Source organism: Chitinophagales bacterium (genome assembly GCA_020636535.1).
Classification (GTDB): Bacteria; Bacteroidota; Bacteroidia; order Chitinophagales; family JADIYW01; genus JADJSS01.
In genome coordinates, this window is the sequence record JACJXT010000011.1 from 1,377,494 (window position 1) to 1,396,756 (window position 19,263).

Sequence of the window (19,263 nt, forward strand, 5' to 3'; positions counted from 1 at the left end):
CTTATTAATTGTGTAAACCTATTTTAGGACAAGACATTTACGGAAGACCTGAAAAACTATTTTGTTCGGTAAAATGTAAAAGTTACTATCATTATCAATTAAGAAAGACAACTAATATTGAAGCTGAAAATATTGATAAAATATTACATAGAAATAGATCTATTTTGTTAGAGATTTTGGGTAAACGATTAACGCAGAAAAAAGTAAATAGATTGGTATTAGAAAATAAGAAGTTTAGGTTTAAATATTTAACTCACTTTCATATTAATAGACATGGTAAAATGTATCATTGTATTTATGATTTTGCTTGGATGGAGTTTTCGGATGATGCAGTTTTAATTGTAAAAAGATAAACTGTTTTTTATAGCACAATTTGCATAAGGGTATAGAACGGAAAGCCCACAGCGACGATAGGAGCGAGGACTTGTAGTGATAGCCCGACCGTAATGTAATGGAGGTTATGCCATGAACTTAGTTTTTAGTCATTTCTCAATAGTTATTTATATTTGCAATTATTACATATAAAAATAAGTGTATAACTAACGACTAATTAAAAAGCCACTCATGCGTTCTATTTTATGACTAATATCTAGTGCTATTTGCAAATTTTCATAGTAAATATCTAAACTATTATACCAAACCGATTTTTGCTTGGCATTCACTATAAAATGACTTAAATTCTCTACTAATTGCAATTGCTCATCTGCTTTATTTATAGCAATTGTCGATTTATTACCTTGACTAGTAATTTCAATTTTTCTTTTATTAAAATCAACTTTTATGGTATTCTCTTTTTGGAAAATAGTAATACTATATTCTTGATGCAATGCAATTTTACTTACGGTTAAGTTTGCAGTACAAGCATTGTTGTACTCTAATCTTGCATTGGCAATATCTGGATTTTTTTCTACTTTGGTCAAACCACCAACACTTACATTTTTTAAATCTGCTTGTATAATATGTTGTACAAAACTAATGTCGTGTTGCATTAAATTACAAATTAAAAAATCAGAGCTATTATGTAAATTATTAATTTCAATATATTTTGGAGATGTAATGTGTTGCTTCAATAACTTGTAAAAGTTATAATAGTAAGGTTGTGTACCAATATGCACATAACTCTGCGATTCAAAACTTAACTGCAACCAAAAATGAATGAGTTGTAAATCGTGAATATCAAAATGATGAATGTAAATGTGCTTAGACGATTTAATGCTTTGCTCAATAATATTATTGAAAAAACTATTATAGTTATGAATAAATAAAATATCAATATTATTAATAAAAGCTTCTGTGTCTAAAGTATACTTACTTAAATGCTCAACAGTAAAGTTGTTGTTTATATAATTTGTAAAAGAGGTATTTAAATCTTTTTCAACTATTCCTATTTTAGCAGATGTACTCATGCTTCAATTTGGAAATAAAAGTATGTTTTAAAATTGTCAACTTTTAACAGAGTAATCCACATTTGGTGCATATTGCTTAAATTTGCACTGGTGAATACACAAAAATCCATAGCGTTTCATACATTAGGTTGCAAATTAAATTTCTCCGAAACATCTACCATTGCTAGACAAATGCAAGCTAAAGGTTATGAGCAAGTCGACTTTAAAACTTCGGCAGATGTTTATGTTATAAACACTTGTTCTGTTACCGATGATGCTGATGCAAAATGTAGAAATATTGTAAGAAAATGCATGAAGCAAAATAAAGATGCTTTTATTGTGGTTATTGGATGCTACGCACAACTTAAACCAAAAGAAATTGCTAGTATTAAAGGTGTAGATTTAGTACTTGGTGCTGCCGAAAAATTTCAACTAGCAGATATTATAGACGATGCTACAAAAAATGCTTGTGGTCAGGTTTTAGCTACCGAAATTGAAAATGCTAACTTTTTTACAGCAGCGTATTCTTATGGAGATAGAACTCGGTCTTTTCTCAAAATTCAAGATGGTTGCGACTATAAATGTTCTTTTTGTACTATTCCGTTGGCTAGAGGAAAAAGTCGTAGTGATACACTAGACAACATCAAGAAAAATGCACAAGAATTAGCAACTAAAGGTATTAAAGAAGTGGTAATTACTGGTGTAAATACAGGCGATTATGGCAAAGGCATTGAAGAAAATTACTCATTACTAGATGTAATTAAAATGCTAGATAAAATTGATGGTATTGAACGATATAGAATTTCATCAATTGAACCAAATTTGTTGACTAACGAAATCATTGATTTTGTAGCACAAAGCAATAAATTTATGCCACACTTTCACATTCCGTTGCAAAGTGGAAGCAACAAAATTTTAGCACTCATGCAACGCAGATACAAACGAGAACTATATCAAGATAGAGTAGAGAAAATTAAATCAGTTATGCCAGATGCTTGTATTGGTGTAGATGTTATTGTAGGGTTTCCTAACGAAACACATGAAGATTTTTTAGAAACTTATAATTTTATAAATAATTTAGATATAAGTTATTTACATGTATTTACATATTCAGAAAGAGCCAATACCAAAGCAATAGATATTGATGGAGCAGTAGACATGAGCATACGAAAAGAAAGAAATTTACAACTACGCAATTTGTCCGATAAAAAACAACAATATTTTTATCAGCAATTTAAAGGCAATACTAGAACAGTTTTGTTTGAAGCCGAAGAAAAAGAACAGGAAATGTTTGGCTATACAGACAACTATATTAAAATAAGTACACCTTATAATAAAAACTGGATTAACACTTTACAAGCAGTAGAAATTAGTTAAGTGCAGTAATCAAAAACGACCTACAATAAATCTGCCAACCGCAGGCTGGTTTAGTGAGAATAAATAAAAAAGCGTGAAGAAAATCTTGCTGTTTGAACGAAGTGAGTTTCAAGATTTTTAGCTTTTTTAAGCAGTTCGAGCGTTAAGAATTTATTGCAGTCTTGATTTTTTGTTACTTTTGTATCAAGACAAAAGTAAGTGTGAAATAAATAAAAAGTAGCACTTTTTTGTTGTGTTTATCTAGTTCAATAGATAGAAATCTTTAATATTAAACTAAAATGTCAGACGAAAATAGATTATTAGCACCTTGGTATGCTCCGAATTTGAGTTACTGCAATCATATATTTAATAATGAGATTGTTTTTTGTGGAAAAATAAGACATCAAAAACGCAGTTATAGAAATAGAACAGAAATTTTAAACGCCAATGGTAGATTGCGATTAACCATACCAATAGAACACAGCAGAAAAGAAAATCAATGGTATAAAGATGTAAAAATCAGCTATGCAGAAGATTGGCAAAAAAATCATTGGAATGGAATCACGGCGTCTTATAGAAAGTCTGCTTTTTTTGAATACTACGAGCATAAACTATTCTCTTTTTATACAGAAAAAAAATATGTATTTTTATTCGATTATAATATTGCAATGTTGCAAACTATGCTAGAAATGCTACAAGTAGAAAAATCCTTTACTATAGATACGAGTAACGAATATCACATCAGAATTCATGCATTTAATCAAGAAAATAATACTAGTTATCTTCAAGTTTTTTCAGACCGATTTCCATTTGAACCAAATTTGTCAACACTAGATTTAATTTTTAATCTAGGTGGAAAAAAAGCCACACAATTTATAGTTGATTGTTCTTAAAATCAATGATTTTTATCAGCTTTTAGATATTTTATAATAATATCACTTATGTTTAATATTAGAGCATTTTTGTTAATATAAACTTAGCCAAAACTACATCTAAAATAATGGATAAACAACTCCGTTATTATTAATTTTGAACCATAATAAAACTCGGATTATGTTTTTACTAACTTATAATCATATAATAGATAAAAATGTCCGAAATTATAAAAGTAGTATTAACTTCTAAAATAAATTAAGAATGAAAACAATGAACTTTATTAAAATGACAATGGTAGCAATATTAGTAGCATTGCTATTTGTTGGATGTAGGCAAAACGGAAACGCTAAAAAGACAGATAATAAAAATGTCGATTTAGTAGCTAAAGGCGAAGCAACAGCCGAATTAACTTTGCCACCAAATGTTCCACCACCTGTTGGCAGTAGAGCTCCAAAAAAATTAAAAGTAGAAATGGAAATTATTGAAAAAGAAGGAGAGTTAGACAATGGTGTTAAGTATGTATTCTGGACATTTGGAGGTGCAGTTCCAGGTCGCTTTATTAGAGGTAGAGTAGGCGACGAAATTGAGTTCACACTTAAAAACCATCCAGATAACAAATTACCACATAATATAGATTTACACGCTGTTACAGGACAAGGTGGTGGTGCTGCTGCTTCTTTTGTTTCACCAGGACACCAAAAAACTTTTTCATTTAAATTAATTAATCCAGGGTTATATGTGTATCACTGTGCTACTGCACCAGTTGGTATGCATATTGCTAATGGCATGTACGGTCTAATTTTAGTTGAACCAGAAGGTGGTTTGCCTCCAGTGGATAGAGAATACTATGTAATGCAAGGTGATTTTTATACTGAAGGCAAGTATGGAGAAACTGGTTTACAGGCTTTTGATATGCAAAAAGCATTTGATGAACAACCTGAATATGTTGTATTCAATGGTAAAGTTGGTTCATTAGCTGGTGATAATGCATTACATGCTAAAGTTGGAGAAACCATTAGATTATTTGTAGGTAATGGTGGTCCTAACTTAGTATCAAGTTTTCATGTTATTGGTGAAATATTTGATAAAGTTTATGTAGAAGGCGGTTCTGTAATTAATCATAATGTACAAACAACTTTAATTCCTGCTGGTGGTGCTGCTATTGTAGAATTTAAAGCTGAAGTTCCTTCAAACTTAATTTTGGTTGACCACTCTATTTTTAGAGCATTTAATAAAGGTGCTTTAGGTATGATTAAAGTAGAAGGTAACGAAAACAAAAAAGTATTTAATGGAGAAGCTATAGAAGGTATTTACAAACCAGAAGGTGGAACTATTCAAAAAAGTCCTACTAACAACACTACAAATACACCTGTTAAAGAATTAACTAAAGATGAAAAAATTGCAGCTGGTAAACTCATCTTTAATAATGCTTGTTTTGCTTGTCATCAATCAAACGGACAAGGTGTGCCTAATGCTTTTCCTCCTTTAGCAAAATCAGATTATTTGAATAGCGATAAGAACAAAGCAATTATGGCTGTTATTCATGGCTTAAAAGGAGAAGTTACGGTTAATGGTAAAAAATACAATAGCCAAATGCCTGCACAATCATTATCTGATGCAGAAGTAGCAAGTGTACTTACTTATATCTATAGCCAATGGGGAAATAATGGAACTGAAGTTACTAGTGCTGATGTTAAAAAATTAAGATAATAAATAAAATAAATACAAATATTATGAAAAAAATATTAATTATTCCAATCCTAGCAATACTATTTACTATTGCTTGTAAAAGTCCATCTTCCGAAGATTTTTCTTCTAAAGACAATGCTGCTGAAGAAGCTACTACAGAAGAAACAGCTACAACATCATCTAAAGATGCAAAAATGTTAGCTGGTGTAGCGGTATATAAAAAAACTTGTTTTGCTTGTCATCAAGCAGAAGGTCAAGGTGTAGAAAATGCTTTTCCACCTTTAGCAAAATCAGATTATCTAAATGCAGATGTTGATAGAGCCATTAAAGGTATTATTCACGGACAAAGTGGTGAAATGGTGGTAAATGGTAAAACATATAATTCAGCTATGCCTCCACAAGATTTATCAGATGAAGAAATTGCTAATGTATTGACTTATGTTTTAAATAACTGGGAAAATTCTGGTGGAGACATTACTGCAGAACAAGTAAGTAAATTAAGATAGTATATAAATAATGAAAAAAATAATTTTAATATTGAGTATATTTTTACCATTTATTGCATTTACACAAATGAAATGGATAGACGGTGGTTCGTACAAACCAATGTATGGTGCCGATAGTGGTAAATTAGTAAAGGTAAACGGATTTTATATAGATGAAACACTAGTTACCAACAAAGAATATCTAAGCTTTGTAACTAAATATCCACAGTGGAAAAAAGGCAATACTAAAAAAATATTTGCAGATGAAAGTTATTTAAACAATTGGACATCAGATACCAAGTTTCCCAATACTTTATTAAATACGCCAGTAACATTTATCAGTTGGTTTGCGGCTAAAGCATATTGCGAGTGCCAAGGTAAAAGATTACCTACCAACGACGAATGGGAATTCGTTGCAATGGCAAATGCTAAATTAAAAGATGCAAGAAAAGACTCGCTCAATAATGCAAAAATTTTAGAGCAAATGCAAAAACGAAATACGCAGTTTATCAATGTAAAACAATCGGCACCAAATTTATATGGTGTGTACGATTTACATAATTTGGTTTGGGAATGGACTTATGATTTTAATGCAGTTATGATTGGTGGCGAAAACAGAAATAATAATAATAAAAATTTGTTTTGTGCTGCTGGCTCACTTAATGCTAATAATTTAATGGATTATGTAGGATTTATGAGATTTGCTTTTAGAGCAAGCGTTAAGGCAAATTATAATGTTGGGAATCTTGGTTTTAGATGTGTAAAATCAAAATAAAATGAAAAATAAAATATATTTATTAATAGTATTTTTAATGCTAATTGATATAGTACATGCTCAAGAAATAAACTTAGCTGTACAATTTAGACCAAGAGCCGAATTTAGAAATGGATATAGTTTGCCTATTGCAGAAAACCAAAAACCAGCTTTCTTTGTGCAACACAGAGGCAGAGTTACTATGGACTATAAAAGTGAACTCATTGATTTTAAAATTGCAGCACAAGATGTAAGAGTTTGGGGAAATACAGCTTTGCTAAGCACTGTAGATAATAATTTTGGCATTCACGAACTGTATACACAAATTAATTTAAAAAAGAATTTTGCTATTAAGTTAGGTCGTCAAGAAATTAAATACGATAACGAACGATTTTTTGGAGCAGTCGATTGGTCGCAAGCAGCATTGTCGCACGATGCACTCTTGGTTAAATACACTACCAATAAAGTAGATGCACAATTAGGCGTAGCGTATAATCAATCTGGAATTAGAACCAATGGCACTTACTATAATGTAGGTAAGAATTATAAAACTTTACAGTACTTGTGGGCAAGATATTCACCAAACGATGTATTTAAAATTAGTGGATTGTTTTTAAACAACGGAATGCAAGCCAGTAAAAATAATTCAACAGATACTACTAAAACTAATTTTTCTCAAACATTTGGAACATATATGTTATTAACTAAAGGAAAAATTAAAGCAGATTTAAGTGCTTATTATCAGTTTGGAAAAACACAAAGTTGGGACAATAACAAACTAAGTGCTTTTGAAGTGTCGGCTTCTATTAATTATCAACCAATAAAATTATTAAATATAGGTATTGGTTATGAATATTTATCTGGAAATAAATCAAATAGTACAAAAACAAATGCATTCACACCTTTTTACGGAACCAATCATAAGTTTAATGGTTGGATGGATTATTATTTCGTAGGCAATCATACCAATAGTGTTGGCTTACAAGACATCAATGCTCAAATTAATATAAAACATGACAAGTTTTCTACAAGTTTAATCTATCATCATTTTAATACAGCCGATGGAAGTAACTATAAATTAGGCAACTTAGGAGATGAGTTAGACTTTCAATTACAAGTACCAATCTATAAATTTATAAAATGTACTGTAGGATATTCGCATTACTTTACTACAGATGAATTGAATGCACTTAAAGGAATTACTACTCCAAAAAAATCGCAAGATTGGCTTTGGTTTGCTTTAGATATAAATACTACTATCTTTAACTGGAAGAAAAAAGATGACACTAATGAAACAAAATAAAATACTTTTAAGTTTACTATGTTTATTATTGATATTTCAATCGTGTAAACAAAAAGAAAAAGAAACCACAGTAGATGAACATACACTACCAAGTGCTGCTACTGAGGTATCAGATTTATCAATCTATAATTTAGAATCAACTTGGAAAACACAAGACAATAAATCAATTCAGTTTAAAGACTTAAATGGAAATGTTTTAGTTGTAGTAATGATTTATACTACTTGTAAATCTGCTTGTCCACGCTTGGTTGCTGATATGAAATCACTAGCAGCAAAAGTAGGTACAACCAATAAACCAATTCAATATATTTTAGTAAGTATTGATCCAAAAACAGATACACCAGAACGATTTAAACAGTTTGCCAAAGACAATGACATGACCGATAGCAAATGGTTATTTTTAACTGGCGATGATGCTTCTACAAGAGAGTTTGCCAATGTTGTAGCTATGAAATATGCTTCTATTTCTCCAATAGATTTTTCTCACAGTAATATTATTTCTGTATTTAATGCACAAGGAGAGTTAGAACATCAAATGGAAGGTTTAGCTGTAGACAATAGCGAAACAGTAGCAATCATTAAATCACTAGCAGAATAAATAAGTCGTAAATATTAGTTACGCTTTATCTTCTTTATTGGTATTGATACCTAACACAGTATACAACGGACAAAAGCTAATAAAATTAGTAAGCAACAAAACAGTAGCTACTATTAATAATACTATAGCTAAAGTACCTTTAATTACGCCAACAAAATATAAAACAGCAATTATTAAAGCAATTGCAGTTCTAATCATTTTGTCTGTTTTTCCCATATTGTGTTTCATAAAATAAATTTTTAATGTTGATATGCTATCTATCCAATAAACAAAAAATAAGCTCAATTGTTTAAAAGTAGTTACTGTATTACAAAATACCTCTGCGTTTTAATTCCCAAAAACATTTTGCAGTTGCACTAATATCTACAGCTGCATTGTGTGCTTCATCAAAACCAGTGTTAAACAATTTGTAGTGCAACTCAGACAATTTTGGCCACTTGTAACCATACAATCCATTAATTGCACAAAAGTTTACAGTTTGTTGCATTGTACAGATTTTCCTTTTCACATCAATACTATTAGGCATACTATTTCTTATCAACTCTGCACCAACAATTTTTTCATCGAATGCCATATTGTGTGCTACCAAATAATTAGCTTGAGAGATTAAAGCATTGAATTGTTGTAGTACATCAAGGAGTGGTTGACCTTCTTGAATTGCTTTTGCTGTAGAAATGCCATGAATTTTTGTAGCACTTGCAGGAATAATAAAACCACTAGGTTGAATAATAAAATCGCCACTAGCAACTAGCGTAGCATTATTGTCATAAAGTAAATAGGCGAGTTGCACTAATCTTGGCCAATTGTTAACATCAGTAACAGGTGCTTTGTAGTTTTTAGGAATTCCAGTAGTTTCAGTATCAAAAAATAAATACATTTTTTTTGTTTTTGTAGATAATAGATTATAGCACTAATATAGTGATTTTTTGCGATTGGATGATTGCACTCTATAAAACTCTTATGTGTAATAAAATATTTTAAATAGATTAATTTTATTTTGTTGGATAAGATACTGAAATCTACCTGTTTAGTAACATGTCTGCCAACAGCTAGAGACAGGTAAGTTCAGCAAAAAAGTCTATAATCTAACAATCTTGACTCTAACAATCTTACTACTATTTTAACACAGACCTATATGCTGCTAGTAATTTCTGATATGAAATATCAATACTGTATTGTTTGGCTTTTTCTAAGTAAGCTGTTCTCGCTTCTGTTAACGCTTCTTGATGTTCAAAGTAGTATTCAATCTTACGAACTAACTCTTCTTCGTCTTTAAATAAAAAATCGTTGTTTAAAGCAAATTGTTTCGTCGCACTTAAATCAGAATCTGCAATAAGCAAAGGCATACCACAAGCCATTGCTTCTGTAGCAGTCATACATTCAACTTCTACAGCAGCAGCGTGTATATATAAATCTGCTTGATTGTAATATTGCACCACTTCATTTTGAGAAACACTATTAAATTCAATATTTTTTAATTGAAGTTTTTTACTCAATGCTTCTAGTTTCGGTCTTCTTGGTCCATCGCCAATAATTTGTACATGAATTTGCTCTTTGTATTTAGAACGAGCCACAGCTCTTAAAATCATATCTTGTCTTTTTTCGTAAGCATTTCTTCCTACGCTTAAAATAGTAAACAAGTCAGATTTCTTAGGAATGTTTTTTAATACTTTATACTGATTGGTAACACCATTAGAAATAACTACTGTTGGTGTAGTACAACCTTGTCTTTTAATTTCATCTTCGGCAAATTTACTAGGACAAATTACCAAATCTGATTTGTTATAAATAAAACGAACAAATAATTTATATACAAATTTTACTACAAAAGCTTGTCTAAATCCAGCATTGTGAGCAATTTGTTCTGCTTGTACATGAAAAGTAGAGATTACTGGAATATTTGCTTTTCTTGCCCATTTAATGGTTTTATAACTCAACCAAAATGGCATATGGTTGTGTATTAAATCTAATTGAGGAAAAATAGCAGTTATTTTTTTCTTATTTGGCCAAGCAAAAGAAAATTTCATCTTTTGCATTACTTTTTTTACAATTGGAGCGTAGAATTCTTTTAATGCAATTTTTCCTGCTTCTTCTTTTCCAGAAGTAATTACGAAAACGGTATTGCCATCTTCACGAAGCATATTAGTAAAGCGTTGCGTAGAAATTACTGCACCATTTCTTGCATCGTCCCAAGTATCAATTACCATGGCAACACTAAGGTTTTTATCTTTCTGTTCGCTACTAGTCATTGCGTCGCAAAAATAACATACTTACATTGTAAGAAACGCAAGCACAGACAAATTAATTGTCAATATTGTGTAAATAAATTTATAATTCTTACAAATGAATTATTTGCTTTCTTTAGTGGTTTTGCTTTTTTGTTTTCTAGGTCTTACTTTACCAAAAGAACCCATGAAAATTTTACCTTTTTTTGATTTTTTATCTCCTTTTCCCATAAAATATTTTTTTGTGCAAATTTAAACATTAAATCTAAAATGTACTACATCTCCATCTTTAAAAACATATTCTTTACCTTCCATTCTCCACTTTCCGTTTTCTTTAGCAGCAACTTCCGAACCATATTTTACATAGTCTTCGTAAGCAATTACTTCTGCTTTAATAAATCCTTTTTCAAAATCGGTGTGAATAACGCCAGCTGCTTGTGGTGCTTTCCAGCCATCTTTAATCGTCCAAGCTCTTACTTCTTGTACGCCAGCAGTAAAATAAGTAATTAGATGTAACAGTTTGTATGCAGAACGAATCAATTTATCTAAACCAGGTTCTTCTAAACCATAGTCTTGTTGAAATAGCGTTCTGTCATCTGCGTCCATTTCAGAAAGTTGTGCTTCTACAGAGTTGTTCAGTACAATTACTTCTGCACCTTCTTGTTCTGCAATAGCTTTCAGTTGTTCAGAATATTTATTTCCAGTAAGAATAGATGCTTCGTCTACATTGGCAACAAATAAAACTGGTTTGTCCGATAGTAGTTGTAAATCTGCAATAGCTGTTTTATCTTCTTTGCTTAAGTCTAAACTTCTTATATTCTTACCTTCATTTAATGCAGTTAAACATTGTTGTAGAATTGCCAATTCTTTTTTTGCTGTAGCATCACCAGATTTTGCTTGTTTTTCTATTTTGGTGATTTTTTTCTCTACACTTTCTAGGTCTTTAAACTGTAGTTCAGTTTCTATAATTTCTTTATCGCCAATTGGATTAATTTCGCCTTCTTCTCTAAGTACATTATCATCTTCAAAACATCTTATTACATGTACAATCGCATCTACTTCTCTAATATTGGCTAAAAATTTATTGCCTAAACCTTCGCCTTTACTAGCACCTTTTACCAATCCAGCAATATCTACAAACTCTATAGTTGTAGGAATAACTTTGTTTGGTTGAACCAATTCTGCTAATTTTTGTAATCTGCTATCAGGAACATCTACTAAACCAACATTCGGATCAATAGTACAAAAACGATAATTACTTGCTTGTGCTTTTGCATTATTACTAACAGCATTAAATAGTGTTGATTTTCCTACATTAGGTAAACCTACAATTCCGCATTGCAAACCCATATTTTAATTATTTATAGAATGAGAAATTTTTGAATTTAGTCCCATTTTTCAGGTTCTTCAATCTCATTATCGTTATTAGAAGAATTAAATTCATCGTTATTTTGAACTACTTCGTCATTGCTTGTATTTTGCTCATCGTAATTATCATAATCATCATGATTGTGAGCATCAAAATCGTAGTCTGGCAATAACTCAGTTTTAATATGATCTACAGTTTCTTGTAAAGCATTAACAAATTTTACAAAGTCTTCCTTGTAAACAAACACTTTATGTCTGTCGTACGATTCTTCGTTAAATCTTTTTTTGCTTTCAGTAATCGTGATGTAATAATCGTTGTTTTTGGTAGTTCTTACATCAAAGAAGTAAGTTCTTCTTTTACCTGCTTTTACTCTTTTAGAGAAAACACCGTTGTCAAATTTTTTTTCGTTCTCCACTTTCAATCGCTTTAATGATGCAATGATAATTCAAAAAATCTATTTTTAAAAATTATTTTTATTGAAGAAACTAACATTTTGAAGAAATATCTTTATTTATGTTATAATATGAATAATAAAGTACTTCTTTTTTATGGAATTTTATCTAGTTTCTCGTCTTATGATTAATGGATAAATCTACTGAACAATTTTATACTTTAGCATTAAGTGCTACACATTTAATTGGAGCAAAATTAGCTAGGGATTTGATAGAGTTTTTTGGTTCTGCAAGCGAAGTATTCAATCAACCTAAAAAAATGTTGATAAAAGTAAAAGGCATCAACGAAAATATAGCTACGCACATTTTAAGTAAAGAAACATTATTACTAGCCGAAAAAGAAATACAGTTTATTAGTAATAATAATATACACATGTTGTTATTGAATGATGATGAGTTTCCTAGTAGATTAAAACATTGTTACGACACACCAACTTATTTGTTTACCAGAGGAAATGCTAATTTTAATGTAAATAAAATAGTAAGTGTAATTGGTACTAGAAATGCTACGAATTATGGTAAAGAATTAACGATTCAGTTAGTACAAAAACTAGCCACTTTAGGTGTTACCGTGGTAAGTGGTTTGGCGTATGGCATTGATATTGTAGCACATAAAGTAGCATTGGAAAGCAATATACCAACTATAGCAGTTTTGGCTCATGGCTTGGATATGATTTATCCGTATGAACACAAAAAATATATAAATACTATGCTAGAAAATGGAGCGATAGTATCTGAGTTTTTTTCTAATACACTGCCAGATAAACACAATTTTCCTAGAAGAAATAGAATAGTCGCAGGATTGTCAGATGCAACAATTGTTGTAGAATCTGCAATAAAAGGTGGTGCATTAATTACTGCTCGTTTAGCACATTCTTACAATAGAGAAGTAATGGCTTTTCCTGGAGATGTTAATAATAAATTCTCAAAAGGTTGTCATCATTTAATTCAAAAAAACATGGCAGCATTAGTAGAAAATGCAGATGATATTATACAATTACTCAATTGGAATCAGCCCAAAGAAAATAATAATCAAACTAAACTATTTGTAGAATTAAGTGCAGAAGAACAATTGGTTTACAACTGTTTGTCAAAAAATAAATCTCTACATATAGATAAACTAAGTAGAGCCGTAACGCTAAGCAATCATCAATTATCTCCAATATTATTTAATTTAGAATTGGCTGGTCTAATTCAAATGTTACCAGGAAGTACTTATTCGTGCATTTGAGAATTTTCTTTTATCACTATATTACTAAAACTTTAACAACTATTTTGCTTTGATAAATTCGCTATTTTTGTTAATCACTGAAAAATTGAAAATAATCTAAAATATGAGCGACAAGACCATCAAGGATTTAGCTGAAATTGGCATTCTTAAAACCAAGTTAAATTGGAATGTAACAAGAGATGAATTAATCAACAAAACACTAGAACTAAACTTAGGAACACTTAACGATACTGGTGCTCTGTGTATTAACACAGGAGAATTTACTGGGCGATCGCCGAAAGATAAATTTTGTGTAGAAGATAATTTAACAGCTAATTCTGTAGATTGGAACAATATCAATCAACCGTTTTCACCAGAAAATTTTGACAAGCTACAAGATAAAGTAACTGCTTATTTAGATAACTTACCAGAAATTTTCGTTAGAGATGTAGCTGCTTGTGCTGATAAAAATTATCAATTAAATATTAGAGTAATTACAGAAACACCTTGGGCTTCTTTATTTGCAGATAATATGTTTTTAAGATTGTCTGAAGAAGAGTTGAATAACTTTGAACCAGAGTGGCTAATTCTTTGTGCTCCAAGTTTTATGGCAGATCCAGCTGTAGACGGAACTAGACAACACAACTTTTCTATCATTAACTTTACAAAAAAAGTAATTTTAATTGGCGGAAGTGCTTATACTGGCGAAATTAAAAAAGGGATTTTTACTGTTTTGAACTATATTCTACCACATCAAAAAAATGTGTTGAGTATGCACTGTTCTGCTAATATTGGTAAAGATGGAGATACTGCATTGTTCTTTGGTTTATCTGGAACAGGAAAAACTACACTTAGTGCCGATCCAAATAGAAAATTAATTGGAGATGATGAACACGGCTGGAGCGATACTGGTGTATTTAATTTTGAAGGTGGTTGTTATGCAAAGTGTATTGATTTAACAGAAGAAAAAGAACCAGATATTTACCATGCTATTACTAAAGGTGCTATTTTAGAAAATATTGGTTTCTATGAAGATACGAACAAAGTTAACTACGAAGATGTAAGTATCACACAAAATACAAGAGTATCTTATCCAATATATCATATCAATAATATTGCAGTTCCATCTGTAGGTGGAATTCCAAAAAACATATTTTTCTTGTCATACGATGCATTTGGTGTATTGCCTCCAATTAGTAAATTAACAGAAGCACAAGCTATGTATTTATTCATTTCTGGATATACTTCTAAAGTAGCAGGAACAGAAGCTGGCGTAGAAGAACCACAAACTACATTTTCTGCTTGTTTTGGTGCTGCATTTTTACCATTGCATCCAACAGCTTATGCAGAAATGCTAGGTAAAAAGCTTAAAGCATGTGGTGCAAATGTATGGTTAATTAATACTGGATTAACTGGTGGTGTTTATGGTGTTGGACAAAGAATGAGCTTAAAATATACTAGAGCTTTAATTTCAGCTGCATTAAATGGTAAATTAAATGAAGTAGCTTATGATACTACACCAATCTTTAATTTACAAATTCCTACAAGTTGCGAAGGTGTACCAGCTGAAATATTAAATCCAAGAAGCACTTGGGCAGACAAAGCAGCATATGATGCAAAAGCTTTAGAGTTAGCTACTAAATTCAATGAGAATTTTAAAAAGTATGCTAGCGAAGCCAGTGAAGAAATATTAAACGCTGCACCAAAAGTGTAAACTTTATAATGTATATTTCTCTGAGCGTAGTAGTTTACGAAGCAAGCATCTTAAGTAACATTGTTTTACATTATTCTAGGTATTAGGAGATATAAATAATTATAATTTATAATAAAATATAATTATTTAAAATTTATCTACTACTAAGATTTTAATTTAGTACATTTTTAGTTGCCAATTTTAAATCCATATTCTTTTTGTAAATTTAGCTAATGAGATTAACTTACTCAAGGTTGAGATGTTTGGTTTTCTTACTGTGATGTTATAGAATACAAAATTATTGTATCTAAAAAATGAAAGATTATAAAAAATATAATGATATATTGTTCGCAAGATGGGCTCCAATTTATGATGGATTTGAATTACTTCTATCTGGTGTTAGAAAAGAAATGATGCAAGCAATAAACCCAACTGGTAAATCTGTATTAGATGTAGCCACTGGAACTGGAAGTTTAGCAATCTTCTTAAGTCAGCAAGCAAAAAAAGTGATAGGTATTGATTTATCATCAAAAATGCTTGCCGTTGCTAGAAAGAAAACTACAAAAGACAATCTAACTTTCCTACAAATGGATGCAAGTGAAATGAGTTTTCAAGATAATGAATTTGATATTGTTACAATAAGTTTAGGACTACATGATATGCCATTAGAAGTAAGAACATCTGTATTGAAAGAAATAAAAAGAGTCTTAAAAAAAGATGGAAAACTTTATGTTTTTGAATACGACTTACCTCAAAATAAATTCATTGCTTCGTGTACTTCGTATTTGATAAATATTTACGAAAGCAAATATTATCTCAATTTTATTCAATCTGATGTTGCTAAGTATCTCCAAACATTTGGCTTTAGACTTCAAGGAAAGACAAATTACTTATTTGAACACTTGCAATTGTTAACGTTAACTAATGAATATCCAACAGATAACGAAAGTTAAAATATCTATCAAATCTTTCTATTAGTTAACACAACAAACTGTCATTTTTGCTGTTTAATATTGTAGCATGATAATTGCATTTCCTACTATTTGAATGTATATTGTATATTATTGTCAAAATGACAACTTATGATGTTTAACGATTTAACTTTTAGCGATATGTTTGGAGAAGACCATATAGAAACTATACCTATTTTTTCTTTAGATGATGAAAATTCTGCTAGTCAAAATGAAGAAATACCTACAGAACTGCCAATTCTTCCATTAAGAAATAATGTATTATTACCTGGTGTAATTATTCCTATTTCCGTAGGACGAGAACGCTCTAGCAAAGCAGTACAATATGCCTATAAAAATAAAAAATTTATAGGCGTAGTTGCTCAAAAAAAAGACGATGTAGAAGAACCAGAATTAGAAGATATTCATAATATTGGTACGGTTGCAAAAATTATAAAACTCATTAAAATGCCAGAAGGAAACACCGTTATTCTTCAAGGTGTAAAAAAAATGCAGGTTAATGAAATTAAATCAACAGAGCCATATATTAATGCGTCAATTAGTTTGGTAAATGAAACACCTTTAGAAGACGAAACCGAAGCAAAGGCATTAATGGCAACTTTGAAAGAATTGTCGTTAAGAATCATAGACTTATCACCACAATTGCCTAATGAAGGAAAAATTGTAATTAATAATATCGACAGCTTAAAGTTTTTAACCTATTTTATTGCATCTAATTTAAGTGTAGATGCCAACGAAAAACAAGCTGTTTTAGAATTAGAAAAATTGTCAGATAAAGTACAGTTGGTGATTAAATATTTGCAACACGAAATGCAAGTACAAGAAATTAAAGCCAATATTCATACTAAAACAAAAACAGACATCGACCAACAACAAAAGCAATATTTTCTCAATCAACAACTCAAAGCTATTCAAGAAGAATTAGGCGGAGATATGTATCAAGAGGAAATAAACAGATTAAAGGAAAAAGCTAAAGAAAAAAAATGGTCTAAAACTGTTGGCGAACACTTCGACAAAGAAATTAATAAACTACAAAGAATTAATCCAGCAGCAGCAGAGTATTCTGTTATTCTAAACTATTTAGATTGGATGGTAGAGTTGCCTTGGAACGAATTTACAGATGACGACTTTAACCTAAATCAAGCAAAAAAATATTTAGACCAAGACCATTTTGGACTGGATAAAATTAAAGATAGAATTCTAGAATACTTGGCAGTACTCAAACTAAAAGGAGATATGAAATCGCCGATTTTGTGTTTCGTTGGTCCTCCAGGAGTTGGTAAAACTTCACTTGGAAAAAGTATTGCACGAGCAATCAATCGTAAATATATACGCATGGCTTTAGGTGGATTACATGATGAAAGCGAAATTCGTGGTCATAGAAAAACCTATATTGGAGCATTACCAGGTCGTATTATTCAGTCTTTGAAAAAAGTGCAGTCAGCCAATCCTGTTTTTATTTTAGATGAAGTAGACAAAGTTGGTAAAGACCATCGTGGCGATCCAAGTGCGGCTTTATTAGAAGTACTAGATCCAGAGCAAAACGCCTCTTTTTACGATAATTATTTAGAGCAAGAATTCGATTTATCTAAGGTGATGTTTATTGCTACAGCTAATAGTTTGGGTGATATTCCAATTGCTCTACGAGATAGAATGGAAATCATACAACTTAGTGGTTATGCCGTGGAAGAAAAAGTAGAAATTGCAAAAAAACATCTCATTGCTAAACAAAGAAGTGCACATGGCTTAAAAGCCAATCAAATTAATATTAGCAATAAAATATTAGAATATATTATTCAAAAATATACTTATGAAAGTGGTGTTAGAGAATTAGATCGAATTATTGCGTCTATAATGCGAAACATTGCCAAAAGTATTGCACTAGAAGAAGACTATGAAAAAAATATTACCATAGAGCAAGTAGATGCAATATTAGGTAAACCAAAATATAATAACGATTTATATACTAAAGATTTGCCAGTTGGTGTAGCTGTTGGTTTAGCATGGACACCAATGGGCGGCGATATTTTATTTTTAGAATCTGCTGTAACCAAAGGTAGTGCTGGCATTACGCTAACAGGAAATTTAGGTACGGTAATGAAAGAATCAGCTACTACGGCATTGACCTATTTAAAATCAAAAGCGAGCGACTTAAATATACCAGATAATGCATTTAAAGATTATCACTTACATATTCATGTTCCAGAAGGTGCTATAAAAAAAGATGGACCTTCTGCTGGAATTGCTTTGCTCTCTGCTTTGGCTTCTTTGTACACACAACGACCTTTAAAACCTTTTACAGCATTAACAGGCGAAATTACTTTGCGTGGAAAGGTGTTGCCAGTTGGAGGCATTAAAGAAAAAATACTAGCAGCTAAAAGAGCAAACATTAAAGAGATTGTATTGTGTGAGCAAAATCAAAAAGATGTAGAAGCAATTAACGAAAGTTATATAAAAGGCATGCAGTTTCATTTTGTAACAGACATGAACGAAGTACTCGACATTATGCTACAAAAAAATAAGGTTAAAGATGCATTAGATTTTTTAGATAAATAAATATTGATTTATTATTAATTAATAGATGTATTGTTGTAATTTTTCTAAAAAAGTAAAAAGTATGGCGTAGCTATACTAGCATAGCACTTAAATAGTAAAAAGAATACTCAAATTTATTTTTAACGCAGAAGTCAGTAAAAAAATGCAAAAAAATAAAGCTATTTTGAATGCTATTTAATCTGAGTTCATTTTTTTAAAATATTATAAGTACTTAAATTATATTATAGTAGTTGCATATTTTAGTAACTTAATAAGTGCGTAGCACTTCAACCTTATTAGAAATGATAGAAAATTTATAAAATACAGCGTAGCTGTATCTCCTTTAAGATCTGTTTAAATCT

Annotated in this window: 19 protein-coding genes; 12 read left to right on the plus strand and 7 right to left on the minus strand. The window is 30.5% G+C overall.

The annotated features are described in order from the left end of the window. Positions 1-8 precede the first annotated feature (8 nt). Positions 9-353, plus strand: coding sequence for a hypothetical protein (locus tag H6553_06340; protein MCB9033437.1), 345 nt, complete (start codon positions 9-11; stop codon positions 351-353). Positions 354-539: 186 nt separating this feature from the next. On the opposite strand, the gene H6553_06345 is transcribed toward H6553_06340, so the two are convergent. Continuing rightward, positions 540-1,406 (minus strand): hypothetical protein, encoded by an 867-nt coding sequence (locus H6553_06345; protein MCB9033438.1) that lies wholly within the window; start codon positions 1,404-1,406, stop codon positions 540-542. 90 nt (positions 1,407-1,496) lie between these two features. Between H6553_06345 and mtaB the strand changes: the two genes are divergently transcribed. The 7 genes from mtaB to H6553_06380 all read left to right on the plus strand — a co-directional run bounded on the left by mtaB (position 1,497) and on the right by H6553_06380 (position 8,446). Further along, positions 1,497-2,762 carry a tRNA (N(6)-L-threonylcarbamoyladenosine(37)-C(2))-methylthiotransferase MtaB gene (gene mtaB / locus H6553_06350; protein MCB9033439.1) on the plus strand — a complete coding sequence of 422 codons (1,266 nt, stop codon included), beginning with the start codon at positions 1,497-1,499 and terminating at the stop codon, positions 2,760-2,762. A 278-nt stretch (positions 2,763-3,040) separates the two neighbouring features. Then, complete coding sequence (locus H6553_06355) at positions 3,041-3,634, plus strand: WbqC family protein (protein ID MCB9033440.1); 594 nt, start codon at positions 3,041-3,043, stop codon at positions 3,632-3,634. A gap of 244 nt (positions 3,635-3,878) precedes the next feature. Next, positions 3,879-5,327, plus strand: a complete 1,449-nt coding sequence (nirK, locus tag H6553_06360) for a nitrite reductase, copper-containing (protein ID MCB9033441.1) — start codon at positions 3,879-3,881, stop codon at positions 5,325-5,327. 23 nt (positions 5,328-5,350) lie between these two features. After that, the gene (locus H6553_06365) at positions 5,351-5,812 is read left to right on the plus strand and encodes a cytochrome c (protein MCB9033442.1); all 462 of its coding nucleotides are present in this window, start codon (positions 5,351-5,353) and stop codon (positions 5,810-5,812) included. A gap of 10 nt (positions 5,813-5,822) precedes the next feature. Beyond that, entirely contained in the window at positions 5,823-6,566 is a 744-nt protein-coding gene (locus H6553_06370) for a formylglycine-generating enzyme family protein (protein MCB9033443.1), read from the plus strand. A gap of 1 nt (position 6,567) precedes the next feature. Then, positions 6,568-7,848: an alginate export family protein gene (locus tag H6553_06375; GenBank protein ID MCB9033444.1), complete on the plus strand. Its 1,281-nt coding sequence runs from the start codon at positions 6,568-6,570 to the stop codon at positions 7,846-7,848. Continuing rightward, on the plus strand, positions 7,835-8,446 hold the full coding sequence (locus H6553_06380; GenBank protein ID MCB9033445.1) for an SCO family protein: 612 nt from the start codon (positions 7,835-7,837) through the stop codon (positions 8,444-8,446). Before H6553_06375 ends, H6553_06380 begins: the two co-directional genes overlap by 14 nt. Positions 8,447-8,464: 18 nt before the next feature. Here the strand turns inward: H6553_06380 and H6553_06385 are convergent, their stop codons facing one another. From H6553_06385 to H6553_06410, 6 genes are all read right to left on the minus strand, one after another. Next, positions 8,465-8,674 (minus strand): DUF2892 domain-containing protein, encoded by a 210-nt coding sequence (locus tag H6553_06385; GenBank protein MCB9033446.1) that lies wholly within the window; start codon positions 8,672-8,674, stop codon positions 8,465-8,467. 79 nt (positions 8,675-8,753) lie between these two features. Continuing rightward, positions 8,754-9,323 carry a 3'-5' exonuclease gene (locus H6553_06390; protein ID MCB9033447.1) on the minus strand — a complete coding sequence of 190 codons (570 nt, stop codon included), beginning with the start codon at positions 9,321-9,323 and terminating at the stop codon, positions 8,754-8,756. Positions 9,324-9,561: 238 nt separating this feature from the next. Continuing rightward, a complete protein-coding gene (locus tag H6553_06395; GenBank protein MCB9033448.1) occupies positions 9,562-10,695 on the minus strand; it encodes a glycosyltransferase in 1,134 nt (377 codons plus the stop codon). Between the two features lie 99 nt (positions 10,696-10,794). Further along, on the minus strand, positions 10,795-10,902 hold the full coding sequence (locus tag H6553_06400) for a 30S ribosomal protein THX (protein MCB9033449.1): 108 nt from the start codon (positions 10,900-10,902) through the stop codon (positions 10,795-10,797). A gap of 21 nt (positions 10,903-10,923) precedes the next feature. Further along, a complete protein-coding gene (gene ychF, locus H6553_06405) occupies positions 10,924-12,021 on the minus strand; it encodes a redox-regulated ATPase YchF (protein MCB9033450.1) in 1,098 nt (365 codons plus the stop codon). A gap of 35 nt (positions 12,022-12,056) precedes the next feature. Next, positions 12,057-12,455: a DUF3276 family protein gene (locus H6553_06410; GenBank protein MCB9033451.1), complete on the minus strand. Its 399-nt coding sequence runs from the start codon at positions 12,453-12,455 to the stop codon at positions 12,057-12,059. 167 nt (positions 12,456-12,622) lie between these two features. Between H6553_06410 and dprA the strand changes: the two genes are divergently transcribed. The 4 genes from dprA to lon all read left to right on the plus strand — a co-directional run bounded on the left by dprA (position 12,623) and on the right by lon (position 18,922). Further along, positions 12,623-13,723 carry a DNA-protecting protein DprA gene (gene dprA / locus H6553_06415; protein ID MCB9033452.1) on the plus strand — a complete coding sequence of 367 codons (1,101 nt, stop codon included), beginning with the start codon at positions 12,623-12,625 and terminating at the stop codon, positions 13,721-13,723. Between the two features lie 103 nt (positions 13,724-13,826). Then, positions 13,827-15,416 (plus strand): phosphoenolpyruvate carboxykinase (ATP), encoded by a 1,590-nt coding sequence (pckA, locus tag H6553_06420; GenBank protein MCB9033453.1) that lies wholly within the window; start codon positions 13,827-13,829, stop codon positions 15,414-15,416. A gap of 293 nt (positions 15,417-15,709) precedes the next feature. After that, on the plus strand, positions 15,710-16,348 hold the full coding sequence (locus H6553_06425) for a methyltransferase domain-containing protein (GenBank protein MCB9033454.1): 639 nt from the start codon (positions 15,710-15,712) through the stop codon (positions 16,346-16,348). A 159-nt stretch (positions 16,349-16,507) separates the two neighbouring features. Continuing rightward, entirely contained in the window at positions 16,508-18,922 is a 2,415-nt protein-coding gene (gene lon, locus H6553_06430) for an endopeptidase La (protein ID MCB9033455.1), read from the plus strand. Positions 18,923-19,263 lie beyond the last annotated feature (341 nt).

Coding starts and splice junctions, on each gene's coding strand:
- H6553_06345 (MCB9033438.1), bottom strand. CDS start 1,406: ATGAGTACATCTGCTAAAATAGGAATAGTTGAAAAAGATTTAAATACC.
- H6553_06355 (MCB9033440.1), top strand. CDS start 3,041: ATGTCAGACGAAAATAGATTATTAGCACCTTGGTATGCTCCGAATTTG.
- nirK (MCB9033441.1), top strand. CDS start 3,879: ATGAAAACAATGAACTTTATTAAAATGACAATGGTAGCAATATTAGTA.
- H6553_06365 (MCB9033442.1), top strand. CDS start 5,351: ATGAAAAAAATATTAATTATTCCAATCCTAGCAATACTATTTACTATT.
- H6553_06370 (MCB9033443.1), top strand. CDS start 5,823: ATGAAAAAAATAATTTTAATATTGAGTATATTTTTACCATTTATTGCA.
- H6553_06375 (MCB9033444.1), top strand. CDS start 6,568: ATGAAAAATAAAATATATTTATTAATAGTATTTTTAATGCTAATTGAT.
- H6553_06380 (MCB9033445.1), top strand. CDS start 7,835: ATGAAACAAAATAAAATACTTTTAAGTTTACTATGTTTATTATTGATA.
- H6553_06385 (MCB9033446.1), bottom strand. CDS start 8,674: ATGAAACACAATATGGGAAAAACAGACAAAATGATTAGAACTGCAATT.
- H6553_06390 (MCB9033447.1), bottom strand. CDS start 9,323: ATGTATTTATTTTTTGATACTGAAACTACTGGAATTCCTAAAAACTAC.
- H6553_06395 (MCB9033448.1), bottom strand. CDS start 10,695: ATGACTAGTAGCGAACAGAAAGATAAAAACCTTAGTGTTGCCATGGTA.
- H6553_06400 (MCB9033449.1), bottom strand. CDS start 10,902: ATGGGAAAAGGAGATAAAAAATCAAAAAAAGGTAAAATTTTCATGGGT.
- ychF (MCB9033450.1), bottom strand. CDS start 12,021: ATGGGTTTGCAATGCGGAATTGTAGGTTTACCTAATGTAGGAAAATCA.
- dprA (MCB9033452.1), top strand. CDS start 12,623: ATGGATAAATCTACTGAACAATTTTATACTTTAGCATTAAGTGCTACA.
- pckA (MCB9033453.1), top strand. CDS start 13,827: ATGAGCGACAAGACCATCAAGGATTTAGCTGAAATTGGCATTCTTAAA.
- H6553_06425 (MCB9033454.1), top strand. CDS start 15,710: ATGAAAGATTATAAAAAATATAATGATATATTGTTCGCAAGATGGGCT.
- lon (MCB9033455.1), top strand. CDS start 16,508: ATGTTTGGAGAAGACCATATAGAAACTATACCTATTTTTTCTTTAGAT.